Raw genomic sequence first — 12,231 nt, forward strand, 5'->3', positions numbered from 1 at the left:
TGCTAGCTCTCCATAACCAGTAAAAACGCGCCCGTGAACAGCAAATTGATCAGCGTCAGCGGTAGCATGTATTTCCAGCCCAGGCCCATAAGCTGGTCGTAGCGCGGCCGTGGTATCGCGGCACGCAGGAGTACAAAGAAACAGATCAGCACAAACACCTTGATGCAGAACCAGACGATGGGAGGCAGCAACGGCCCCATCCAACCACCGAAGAACAGCACGGTCATCATGCAGCAGATCAGAATAAGCCCGACGTATTCTCCGAGCATGAACATGGCGAATTTCATACCGCCGTATTCGGTGTGGAAGCCGGCCGTCAGCTCGTGCTCGGCCTCCGGCAGATCAAAGGGCAGCCGGTGACTTTCGGCGATACCGGCGATGGTAAAGGTCACCAGGCCGAGGAACTGGGGAATGCAGTACCACAGCCCTTCCTGGGCCAGAACGATGTCACGCAGACTGAAACTGCCCGCGAGCATGACCACACCCATGAGCGACAAACCCATGAAGACCTCGTAACTGACCATTTGTGCGGCGCTGCGCAAACCACCGAGCAGCGCATATTTGTTGTTCGAGGCCAGCCCGCCAAGAAGCACGCTATAGACCGCCAGTGACGACATTCCCAGAAAGAACAGCAAGCCGATATTGAGGTCGATCACCTGTAGCTCAGGGCCGAAGGGGATAACCGCGAATCCGAGCATCATTACAATCACGATGACTGTCGGTGCCAGTATGAACACGAAGCGGTCGGCAAAAGGTGGCACCCAGTCATCCTTGGTGAGCAGCTTCAGCATATCCGCGAGTACCTGAAAGATTCCGAATGGCCCGAGGCGATTCGGCCCGTAGCGATCCTGCCAGATACCCAGTAGGCGACGCTCAAACCAGGTGAGCACCGCGGCACCGCCGACCGCAGCACCGATAATCAGGAGGCCAAATAATGTGGTCGACAGCTCGGTCATGACAAGCTGCCCTCCTGGCCATCGCGAGCAATCAGGTCGGCATCCCGGCGTTTCCAGTCGGGTGCCATGCTTAAAGACACACCACTGCGGGGCACCAGGCCAATGCACCCGTTAAGCCCCGGCGCGTAGGCGACACAGCCTCGCCTGAGCGATGGATCGATTCGCACTTCAAAGGCGGTGTCACTGCCACCCAACACCACGCCATCCCCGGCCTCAACACCCAGCGTCTTTGCATCTGCTACGCTGAGTTCCAGGTAGGCATCGGGCATCAGGTCACGAACCCCGGCGCTGCGCGCACTGAGCTCATCACTGCCGAAGATGGCCGGTCGGGGAATCAGTTCCAGAGTAGCGGCGTCGATAGAACTTGGCGTCGCGGCCTCGGGAACCGTTGTCGGCCCCGCGGCCTCAATAAGGCGTGCACCGGCGGTTCCGCCGCTCAGGGCACCGCCCACCTCGTCCTGAAACTTGTGCAGCGACTGGTTCGAGTTCCAACCGGGTGACCACACGAAGGGCAGCAGCGACCCTGGTTCATCGCGATTCAGGCCCTCCATGGAATAGGCGAGCGGCGATTCTTCATCCTGGGGCTGCTTCGGTTCGTGCACACTGATATTGGCGCGCATGGCAGTACGTCCGCTATAGCGATGGGGTTGGCGCGGGATACGCACACCGTGACTGCGATAGCTGCCGCCTGGGGCCGCATCGACAATCCCGGCCAGTGCCGGTACCGCCGAGGCACAGGCTGCGATGACTTCATCCACGTGATTGATGTCGACGAAGTGTTTGTGATCCGCGGCCTTGAGGCAGCACAGCAGCCAGTAGAGCGAAGAGTGGCGTTCGTCGCCCGGAACAAAAACCGGGTAGTAACGCTGGGCGCGCCCCTCCATGCTGACCACAGTCCCCTCGGACTCAATAGCAGAGGCAGCGGGTAGTACGAGATCGGCGCGGGAACAGGTGGCACTGTCCATACCGTCAAGCACGATCACAGTGGTAACCGCGTCGAGCAATCGGTCAATCTCCTCACCCGTACCGCGGCGATAGAGATCATTCTCGAGCACGATGAGGGTTTCGATCTCACCCGCTTCCGCGCGCGCCGTCAGCGTCGCCAGATCCGGCGCATCATCACCGCAGAGCAGCGCCTGACCCAGACTGTTGGCCTCGGGTACGACCAGCGACAACATAGGCGCACGGGTACCGTCGGCTTCTCGCGAAACCAGCGCCCCGGCGACAGCTGCGGCGCCATCGAGCAGCGCTTCCTCGCACAGGGAGGTGCCGGCAATGATAAGCGGGCGACGTGCGTCTCTCAACATCTGCGCCACCGCCGCCGCTTCAGGATTACCCGCGGAATCGCCACCGGAAAGCGCGGCTGCAACCGCAAAAGCAAACTCGGCGATCTCACCTGGAGCGAGGTGCAGGGTGCGCTCGGCGACATCGTCCAGCCGCGTACTGCCCGGGGTCACACTGACCAAAGGACTGCGTTGCTCCTGGGCGAGGTTACGGATTGCAGCGTCCTGCCAGGGCTGCAATTTCATATCAGCGGCCAGTTCGTAGGCGCGGTTGCGCACGCTCTGGCGCAGCGCAAGCGCGACGCGCGGAGCGGTGTGCGTGACGTCATCGCCAAGTACCAGTATTGCATCGGCACTTTCTATATCTGCGAGGCTAGGTACCCGTGCCGGTGTAGACCGCATAAGCGCCGTAGCGCGCTGCAGCGATGGCTGCTCCTGCTCCGAGACCCCGGGCGCGAAGCTATCACTACCCACGAGGCTACGCAGCAGGAAGTTGGCTTCCACCGAAGCGCGCGGCGATCCTATTCCAGCGACGCGACGACCGACGGTGAGCCGCTCGAATTCGGCGAGGGCATCGTGGTGGTTCAGCGCTGTAAACCGCCCCTCCGCGCCGCGCATTCCCGGATAAGGCAGCCGCGTATCGCTATTGACGTAACCTGAACCATAGCGCCCGCGATCGCAGAGGAAATAACCATTCACTTCGGCGTTGAAGCGATTGTGCACGCGTTTGACCTTGCCGTAGCGCTCTCCGGGCACGGTGTTGCAGCCCACAGCGCAGCCCACGCACACCGACGGCGCCGACTGCAGGTCCCACTTTCGTGTGTACTGGCCGACCAGGGTTTTATCCGTGAATACCCCGGTGGGGCATACCTCGACGAGATTGCCCGCGAACTCGCTCTGAAGCGTACCCTCGTCGTGGCGGCCAAAGAAAACGTGGTCGTGACTGGCCATAGCCGCAAGGTCTGTGCCGCCGGCGTAATCGCGGTAGTACCGTGTGCAGCGATAGCAGGTAATGCAGCGGTTCATCTCATGGTGCACGAGAGGACCGAGGTACTGGTTGCGATGGGTCTTTTTAAGTCCACGGTAGCGGCGGTCGCGATGCCCCACCATAACCGTCATATCCTGCAGGTGGCATTCGCCACCCTCGGCGCAGACGGCGCAGTCATGGGGGTGGTTAAGCATCAGCGATTCAATCACTGCTTGGCGAAACCCACTGGCCTTGTCGCCAGTGAGGGAAAAAATCGCACCCTCGGTCACCGGTGTCATACAGCCCATGACAATCCGTCCGCGGGTATCTTCTTCATTCTGGTACTGCACCACAGCACACTGGCGGCAGGCGCCGACCGAACCCATGGCGGGGTGCCAGCAAAAATACGGCAGGTCCAACCCCGCGGAAAGACAGGATTCGAGAAGGTTGGCACCCTCGGGGACCTCGTACTCCTGATTGTCGATGCGGATCTTCGGCATTAGCTGACGGCACCTCCGCTGGCACTGCGTTCATAGGGGCAGCACCCCTCGTTGATATGGGCTTCAAAATCCTCACGGAAGTATTTCAGTGCGCTCTGCACGGGCTCCATGGCACCGGGCGCCAGCGCGCAATGGGTATTGCCTATCGCGCCGATGTAATCGATCTGATAGGCCAGTGTTTCCAGATCTTCGGGCCGGCCGTCGCCGTTCTCCAGCGATTCGAGCACCTGGGCACTCCAGGGCAGGCCGTCCCGGCATGGGGTACAGAAACCGCAGGATTCCCGGGCGAAGAAGCTGGTCAGATTGTGAATAAAGCCGATGGGGCAGGTTTTATCGTCGAGGACGATCATGGTGCCGGTACCCATGCGGCTGCCGGCCTTGCCAATGGTTCCGTAATCCATGGCGAGATCAAGATGCTCGGGTGTCAGGAAGTCCGTTGAACCGCCACCGGGAAGAAAGCCTCGCAGTGAGTAGCCGTCTTCCATTCCCCCCGCATGATCCTCGATGATTTCACGGATGCTGGTACCGATGGGCAACTCCCAGCAGCCGGGATTTTTTACGCGACCGCTGACCCCGTATAGCTTGGTACCCGCATCCTCGCCCTTGCCCAGGGCCTGGAACCAATCGGCGCCGAATTCGAGGATATGGTGAATGTTGCACAGGGTTTCCACATTGTTGACGATAGTGGGACGCCCCCATAGACCACTGACCTGGGGGAACGGCGGCTTGGCACGAGGGTTTGCACGCTTGCCTTCGAGGGAACTGATCAGCGCGGTCTCTTCACCACAGATATAGCGGCCGGCACTCACGTGTACGTGCATCTCCAGGCTGAAACCACTGCCGAGAATGTTGTCTCCCAGGTAGCCCTTTTCGTGACACGCCGTGATCGCCTCGCGGAGCAGGCCGATGGCCTTGTGGTACTCGGCACGAATAAAGATGTACGCAATGTCGGCCTGCAGGGTATAGGCGGAAAGAATCATGCCCTCAATCAGCTGATGCGGATCGCACTCCATCAGCAGCCGGTCCTTGAAAGTCCCGGGTTCCATTTCATCGGCATTGCAGATCAGGTACTTATGTCCGGGCGTGGCGTTGTCCATTGGTACAAAGCTCCACTTCATACCCGTGGGAAAGCCCGCGCCACCGCGGCCGCGCAGATTGGAGTCCTTGATAATCTCCAGACACTCGGCAGGCGTGCGCTGCCCAATGTTTGTCTTCAGGCTGTTGTAACCGCCATTCGCCTCGTAGGCCGCCATATCCGTGGGCCGTCGATCGGGTCGAACGTTGCGGGTGAGTGGATGCGTCGGTGCGTCAGTCACGGTTCGGCTCCCCTGAAAGCGCCTTTTCAATCTCTGCCGGGTCAAGATCCTGATGAAGGTCATCCCCCACCATCATCACCGGCGCCCGGTCGCAGGCACCAAGACAGGTCACGGGCAGTAGCGTAAACGCATTGTCGGCGGTGGTTTCGCCGAGGCCGATACCGAGGTTCTCGGTGATCGCCGCCTGGACCTTGTCACAGCCCTTGATCCAGCAGGTCACCGAATTGCACAGCAGAATGACCCGATCACCCACCGGCTGGCGGAAGATCAGATTGTAAAAAGTGGCGACGCCGTCCAGCTCTTCGGCCGACATTTCCAGGTGTCGCGCGATGGCCCGCAGGCTCTCATCGGATACCCAACCCCGGTGCGCCTGTACAATTTTCAGGGCGTCAATGGCGACCGCCGAGCGATAGGGCACGTGAGCGATCTCCGCGTCGATGGCCGCGATTTCGCTATCGCTCAATGCTGGAATCAGCTCAGTCATGCGCAATGCCACCTCATATCCTCACCTCAGCGATCCACATCGGCCATGACGAAATCGATACTGGCGATAATCGCAATCAAGTCCGGAATCAGGAGACCGCGGGAGATCAGCGGCAGCTGCTGCAGCGCCGGGAAGGACGGGGTACGAATACGGGTTCGGTAAGAACTGGTGCCGCCATCGCTGACCAGATGGTAGCTATTGAAACCCTTGGTGGCCTCGATGGGTACGCAGGCCTCTCCCGGAGGAATGGCGGGACCCCAACTGACGTTAAGAAAATGATGAATCAGCGTCTCGATATCACCCAGTGTGCGTTCCTTTGGTGGTGGCGTGGTGTGGCGATGGTCGCTCTTGTAGGGACCTTCGGGCATGTTATCGAGGCACTGGCGGATGATGCGCAGGCTCTGGCGAATTTCCTCTACCCGCACAACAGCACGGTCGTAGCTGTCACCGCGGTGGCCCAGGGGCACCTCGAAGTCGAAATCCTCGTAGCCGGCATAGGGCCGATCCCGACGAAGATCGAAATCGACACCGGCTGCGCGCAGCGAGGCGCCGGTTATACCCCACTCCACCGCTTCTTCGCCGCTGTAGGCGCCAATGCCCACGGTACGATCCTTGACGATGGAATTGTCCATGGCCATCTTCTGATAGTGGTCGAGTCGCGCGGGCATGCTGTCGATGAAGTCGCGCACCAGGGTATCCCAGCCTTTCGGCAGGTCCTGCGCGACGCCGCCAATGCGGAACCATGCCGGATGCATGCGACCGCCGGTGATAGCTTCAACAATACCGAACAGCCGCTCACGATCGGCGAACATATAGAACACCGGCGACATCTGTCCCACGTCCTGCACGAAAGTGCCATAGAACACGAGATGGCTGGAAATACGGAACAGCTCCGCGAGCATAATGCGAATAACCTTCACCCGCGGTGGCACCTCAATGCCCGCGAGTTTCTCCACTGACAGCACATAAGCGAGGTTATTCATCACTCCACCGAGGTAATCGATGCGGTCGGTGTACGGAATAAACGTGTGCCAGCTCTGGCGCTCGCCCATCTTCTCGGCGCCGCGATGGTGGTAGCCGATATCCGGTACCGCGTCGACGATCACTTCCCCGTCGAGCTGCAGCGCAATACGAAAAACGCCGTGCACCGAAGGGTGATTCGGGCCCAGATTGAGGAACATGAATTCGCTGTCGTCGGACGCGCGATCCATGCCCCACTCTTCGGGGCGAAAGCGCAGCGCCTCCTGCTCAACCACCTGCTTGTCCTCGTCGAGGCTGAAGGGTTCCATCTCTGTGGCGCGGGCCGGATGATCCTTGCGCAGCGCAAAGCCTTCCCAGGTCGGTGGCAAAATAATTCGTCGCAGGTTCGGGTGGCCGGAGAACTCGATCCCGAACATGTCCCAGGCCTCGCGCTCGTACCAATTCGCAGCCGGCCACACGGGCGTGGCGCTGGGCACTACCGCATCGGCCTCGCTCACCGACGCCTTGACGCGAAATTCCTCGCGCCGTTCCACGGAGAAAAGATGGTAGACAACGGTGAAGTCCTGCGCGGGTAAAGGCTTGTTTTGTCGTAACCGTTCGTCGATACCAAAAACGTCGAGGAGCATGGGAAAGCCAGGTCGCAGATGACGCAGCACATCAAGCAGGCGTTCACGGGGAACCCAGACAGTGGGAGTCCCGTCCGCCGTGATCTGCTGTGCCATACCAGCATCGGGAAGCGTAGCCAGAAGTTCTTCCAGCGCACCCGAATCTGCTGTTACGACCGCATTTACCATGCGCTCTCCTGCGGGCTGGTCAGGCCTCATTAGTTATCGTATGACCCACCGGTGAAGCCGTGCCCCTGAGAGCATCGCCCTGCAACCGATATCGCTTATGTCTCGTCCGGGCTTCGCAGTATCGTCTGCTGACTGCGCTCCTCCATTAGACGATCGCGCTGCACGGGCATCTCTGGCTTCACCACCTGCTGATCGCCAGCAACCCAGGACAAGGGCCTGCGCTCCTTGCCAATTGCGTCCTGTAACATCATCAACCCCTGCATCAGTGCCTCTGGCCGCGGTGGGCAACCCGGTACATACACATCGACCGGAATAAACTTGTCCACGCCCTGGACCACGCTGTAGATGTCGTACATGCCTCCGGAATTGGCACAGGAGCCCATACTGATGATCCACCGGGGCTCCAGCAGCTGGTCGTAGAGGTGCTGTACCACAGGCGCCATCTTGCGAAATACGGTCCCCGATATCACCATGAGGTCGGCCTGTCGCGGCGTGGCACGGATGACCTCAGAACCAAAGCGTGCGATGTCGTGGCGGCTGGTAAACGACGTCGCCATTTCCACGTAGCAGCAGGACAAGCCGAAATTAAAAGGCCACAGGGAATGTGCACGACCCCAGGCGATGAGATCTTCAAGGCGTGCGAACATGACGTTGCGACGGATCTGCTCCGCCATATCCACCGACGCCGTGCCGGGTGACGTGGCGATGGTGTCTTCGGGGCGGGTCAGATTCCACTCCATTACATGGCTTCCCTCAGGTCTGGCGCGGGCCGCTCGTGAGGTTTTGCCGGTGCGCGCTTTTTATTACCCCAGTTCAGTGCGCCCGTACTGAGCTCGTAAATCAGGGCCACTACAAGAATAAGAATAAACAGTGATACAGCAACAAACCCAAACCAGCCGAGCTCAAAGAAGGCGACTGCCCAGGCGAGAATGAATACGGTCTCCAGATCGAAGATGACGAACAGAATGGCCACGAGGTAGAACTCCACGGACATCTGCACCTGCGACGTACCGACAGGGACAACCCCGGATTCAAAAGGCATGTTCGTCGCGTCATTGGCACGGCGCTGACCGAGGATCCAGGAAAGCAGCAGCATGGTAGCAACGAGGACCAACACCCCAAAGGCATAGACGACAAACGGCCAGTAGCCGACGGTGTCCGTCATTTATAGGGACCCAGCAAGGGCGAGCCCAACGCAGCCGAAATAAGACATGCTGTTGTTATTAACATTTTGCACACTGTCCTTAGCCATTCGGGTTCTGGCACTGCCTTTCGCGTGTTGCGCAGGAACGAGCAACGTCGTTCGCTAATCAATGACCCTACCGACGGCACAATCGAATCTAGACGGGTTTGTAAACAAACGCAAGCAAGCCGCTCAAAAGCAGGGTCGAATGGCGCGCGGGTTGATTACTCCAGCAACAAATACGGTGGCACGAAGTCCCCGGAGGCAGAAAAAGATCGCAAGATCAACCCGGCCCCAAGCGATACCGCCTCCGTCATCGGCGGCCTAATCGGGCAAACGTTAATATGCAGTGGTGTCTACATATCTACGTGCCAGTGTAGGGTAGAGACTATCGATTTCCTGTTGGAATCATCGCTTAGGCCCTCAGAGAAGTGGGAAACACCGGTCAGTTCCTGCTAGGCTCTCGGCACCTGAATGTCGAAGTCAAGTGTGTTGATCTACTGCTGAACCCGACACTGGACATTAGTGGTCCGGCACTCGGTGATCGATCCACCTGTTAAATGATGTACTGATCTTTACTGCCCCAGGAAACGTGTGGGGTTTCTTTTGATGATGAGGATGAAAAAATGAAAATATTCCAATCGTTGGTGACTGCTGCTCTCTTGTGTTTGATGGCCAGCACCACTTCTGCACAGGAATCCATGATCGATTACGTTATAAAATCCTGCGAAACCGATCTTGAAACCTATTGCAGCCAGGTAACGCCTGGGCAGGGTCGTCTCATGTATTGTGTGGCCGCCCATGAGGACAAGATTTCAGGCCAGTGCGGTTACGCGCTCTACCAGGCGGCGACACTGCTCGAGCAATTGTCTATGGCAATCACCTATCTTGCTGAGAGCTGCGGTAGCGAAATCGAGACGCTTTGCGGCGACGTGGCACTGGGCGAAGGGCGCGTGTTGACTTGTCTCGATACCAACCAGGCTGAGCTTGGCGAAACCTGCAGCGCGGCACTGACCAACACCGTGGCGCAGTAATCAAGGGAAACCAAGCTCCTGGCCGCGGTGTTCTTCACCGCGACCGAGGGCCTTCAACATTATGCGGATAATGGCGTCTCGATCCCGTAGACGTGTATCTGCAGGATGTTTTACCAGCGTCGACAACATCGCCCTTGGCATAAAATTCCGCTAGCTCGGGCGACACAAAGGCCTATTTCACAACGGCCATCGCTTTCAGATGCGCGAGCAACCCTTCCGAGGCCTCCTCGATAAGATCGAACACCTGCTCAAACCCCGCGTCTCCCCCGTAATAGGGGTCGGGCACATCCACAGGCGCGCTCGAAACCGCGTACGATAAAAACCGCTCGAGCTCTCCGGTAAAGCCCGCTGGGCGGAGCGCGACAAGGCTGTCGTAGTTGTCCGAGTCCATCGCCAGCACCAAATCGAAAGCCATGAAGTCACCCCTCGATATCTGTCGAGCGCGCAGGGATGACAAGTCAATACCTCGCTTACTTGCGGCCTCGATAGTACGGGAGTCAGGCGGCTTGCCCACATGCCACCCCGCCGTACCCGCCGAGTCGATACGCAGCTGGTCGGCAACGCCCTCGCGTTCGCACAGCACCCGAAATACGCCCTCTGCTGTTGGCGATCGACAGATGTTGCCAAGACAAACAAAGAGAACGCCTATTTGATCGTGCGAATCAGTATCCATGGGTTAATTTCCTGAATCTTCATTAGAACTATAAGACACCCCTGACACGCGGAATAGCCTCCGATTCGCCCGCCTGCCAACGGCAGCTAGTCCTGAAAGCGACCGTTCGCGCCAACCCACGAACTTGTGCTTCTATTCACCCTACTGTCAGTAATCGAACCACGACAACAGCTGTTGCGGGAGTGCCATTGTGACGACCACGCCACCCATCAAGCTGGGCCTGTTTATGCCCAATTGCAGTTTCAGCATGTCTATGAGCACCTACAAGCCCCATCCCGAGGAGTGGGAGTTTGAGTACAACGTACGCATTGCCCAGCTGGCGGAGGCCGAGGGATTTGACTTCCTGTTTCCGTCAGCGCGTTGGCGCGGCATGGGCGGCGAGACCAATTATCAGGGCACCAACTTCGAGACGTTCACCTGGGCCGCCAGTATGCTGCAGCGTACCCAACGGATCGGCGTTTATTCCACCGTACATGTGCCGGTATACCACCCCTTTCTGGTCGCCAAGATGGGTGCCGGACTCGATTATATGAGCGGCGGCCGGTGGGGCCTGAATGTGGTCAGCGGGTGGAACCAGACCGAGTTCAAGATGATGGGGCTAGATATCGCAGACCACGCCCGGCGCTACGAACGCACCACCGACTACATTAAGGTCATCAAGGGCCTCTGGACGTGCGAGCCGGGAACCTTCGATTTCGAGTCCGAGTGGTACCAGATCCATCAGGGTTGGATCTCCCCCATGCCTCACTCCAAACCCTATCCGCCCATTATCAACGCGGGGACCTCTGAGGCAGGCAGGAATTTGGTGGCCACCGAGTGTGACTGGTCGTTTATGTGCCCGCCTTCGGTTGAAGCCAGCGGTGGCATGGTCAGCGACATCAAGCAGCGCGCGGCGAAAGTCGGGAGGCAGGTCCGCTGCGTGGCGGCGCTGTTTCTGATCATCGGTGACACCGAAGCGGCGGCTGAGGAGGAGAAGCAACGTATTCTTGAGCAGGCCGATCGCGAAGCGCTGAGTAACTGGTTAGCCGGTCTCTCGATGGACAGCAATTCCTTTGATTCACACACCCTTGATATGTTCTGTCTCAGCGGTGGATCGACGCCGCTGGTGGGTACCCCCGCCTCGATCGCCGAGGCAATTATCGAGATGAATCGCCAGGGTATGGACGGGGTTCTGCTCAGCTTTCTGGACTACTATGCGGGCACCCAAAAATTTGCACGCGAGGTGATCCCGCTACTGGAAAAAGCAGGCATCCGCTGAAAATAGCCCAGTCCTGGAGCTCAAAGCCTGTTTCCCAGATTGAGAAACCAGGGCTCTGTCGACAAACCGAATGACACCTGCACACGAATCGCTACCGGGGCTCGCACCAAGGCGCCTCACTAAAAAAGGCTGCAGACCTGTTCAGCCCGAGAAATTACCCACAGACCGCCCGTCGTCCTGCCATTCTTCACTTCGGAAAATCTTCCCGCTATGACCCGCTATAAACAGCCTCACGGCCGTTTCGAGGATCAGAAAGTGGCGTAGTAACTGGCACCGCCTCTTCAATGGTCCTCTCAGAACGCTGGCGGCGTTATTTACTCGCCCATCAAAGCGCCCTTGGCCTTTTCCATGTCGACAGCTTCACTGGCCTTTTTAACATCAACGGATTCTGCCGCCTTTTTGTAGTCGACGCCGTCGGTACTCACCGCCTCTTTGGCCTTTTCCATATCAACAGCCTCTGCGGCTTTTTCGGTATCTACGGAATCAACGAGCTTCTGCATATCCTGTGCCTGAGCGACGGACGCAGCGAAAATGCCACCAGCAACAACCATCAATAAATTTTTAACCATTTTTCAATCTCCCAATGTAAGACGGCCAACAGGGCCGAGCAGCCGTGGAGTCTCCCACAGGCCAATGAAGCGAGGCAAACCCAAAATAAGCGGGCTATCCCTGTCTCTCCGTGTGCACGGTAACTCTCAGGACACCGCTCAGGTCGTGCACCCGACAAACCAGTGATTTTTGTTCACCGATTGATAATTACCGCACAATGCCTGAAATTACGAACTCACAAAAATGAAATCGT

At 58.4% G+C, this 12,231-nt stretch carries 11 protein-coding genes; 2 read left to right on the top strand and 9 right to left on the bottom strand.

Annotation, left to right across the window (positions count from 1 at the left end):
• Positions 1–2 precede the first annotated feature (2 nt).
• From nuoH to NOR51B_RS03705, 7 genes are all read right to left on the bottom strand, one after another.
• Entirely contained in the window at positions 3–956 is a 954-nt protein-coding gene (nuoH, locus tag NOR51B_RS03675; protein WP_009019495.1) for an NADH-quinone oxidoreductase subunit NuoH, read from the bottom strand.
• On the bottom strand, positions 953–3,706 hold the full coding sequence (nuoG, locus tag NOR51B_RS03680) for an NADH-quinone oxidoreductase subunit NuoG (protein WP_040481733.1): 2,754 nt from the start codon (positions 3,704–3,706) through the stop codon (positions 953–955). Before nuoG ends, nuoH begins: the two co-directional genes overlap by 4 nt.
• On the bottom strand, positions 3,706–5,022 hold the full coding sequence (nuoF, locus tag NOR51B_RS03685) for an NADH-quinone oxidoreductase subunit NuoF (RefSeq protein WP_040481735.1): 1,317 nt from the start codon (positions 5,020–5,022) through the stop codon (positions 3,706–3,708). Before nuoF ends, nuoG begins: the two co-directional genes overlap by 1 nt.
• The gene (gene nuoE / locus NOR51B_RS03690) at positions 5,015–5,506 is read right to left on the bottom strand and encodes an NADH-quinone oxidoreductase subunit NuoE (RefSeq protein ID WP_040481736.1); all 492 of its coding nucleotides are present in this window, start codon (positions 5,504–5,506) and stop codon (positions 5,015–5,017) included. Before nuoE ends, nuoF begins: the two co-directional genes overlap by 8 nt.
• Positions 5,507–5,532: 26 nt before the next feature.
• A complete protein-coding gene (gene nuoC / locus NOR51B_RS03695; RefSeq protein ID WP_154647591.1) occupies positions 5,533–7,281 on the bottom strand; it encodes an NADH-quinone oxidoreductase subunit C/D in 1,749 nt (582 codons plus the stop codon).
• A gap of 95 nt (positions 7,282–7,376) precedes the next feature.
• The gene (locus NOR51B_RS03700) at positions 7,377–8,021 is read right to left on the bottom strand and encodes a NuoB/complex I 20 kDa subunit family protein (protein ID WP_009020460.1); all 645 of its coding nucleotides are present in this window, start codon (positions 8,019–8,021) and stop codon (positions 7,377–7,379) included.
• Complete coding sequence (locus NOR51B_RS03705) at positions 8,021–8,446, bottom strand: NADH-quinone oxidoreductase subunit A (RefSeq protein ID WP_009019267.1); 426 nt, start codon at positions 8,444–8,446, stop codon at positions 8,021–8,023. The genes NOR51B_RS03700 and NOR51B_RS03705 overlap by 1 nt, the downstream gene beginning before the upstream one ends.
• 644 nt (positions 8,447–9,090) lie before the next feature.
• On the opposite strand from NOR51B_RS03705, the gene NOR51B_RS03710 reads away from it, so the two are divergent.
• A complete protein-coding gene (locus tag NOR51B_RS03710; RefSeq protein ID WP_040481737.1) occupies positions 9,091–9,498 on the top strand; it encodes a cysteine rich repeat-containing protein in 408 nt (135 codons plus the stop codon).
• A 172-nt stretch (positions 9,499–9,670) separates the two neighbouring features.
• Here the strand turns inward: NOR51B_RS03710 and NOR51B_RS03715 are convergent, their stop codons facing one another.
• The gene (locus NOR51B_RS03715; protein WP_009021734.1) at positions 9,671–10,171 is read right to left on the bottom strand and encodes a low molecular weight protein-tyrosine-phosphatase; all 501 of its coding nucleotides are present in this window, start codon (positions 10,169–10,171) and stop codon (positions 9,671–9,673) included.
• 190 nt (positions 10,172–10,361) lie between these two features.
• Here NOR51B_RS03715 and NOR51B_RS03720 point away from each other — a divergent pair, with 190 nt between their 5' ends.
• A complete protein-coding gene (locus NOR51B_RS03720; RefSeq protein ID WP_009021405.1) occupies positions 10,362–11,429 on the top strand; it encodes an LLM class flavin-dependent oxidoreductase in 1,068 nt (355 codons plus the stop codon).
• Positions 11,430–11,743: 314 nt separating this feature from the next.
• Here the strand turns inward: NOR51B_RS03720 and NOR51B_RS03725 are convergent, their stop codons facing one another.
• The gene (locus tag NOR51B_RS03725; protein ID WP_009019844.1) at positions 11,744–11,998 is read right to left on the bottom strand and encodes a hypothetical protein; all 255 of its coding nucleotides are present in this window, start codon (positions 11,996–11,998) and stop codon (positions 11,744–11,746) included.
• Positions 11,999–12,231: the final 233 nt, after the last annotated feature.

This window comes from Luminiphilus syltensis NOR5-1B (assembly GCF_000158175.1).
In the GTDB taxonomy this organism is placed as follows: Bacteria; Pseudomonadota; Gammaproteobacteria; order Pseudomonadales; family Halieaceae; genus Luminiphilus; species Luminiphilus syltensis.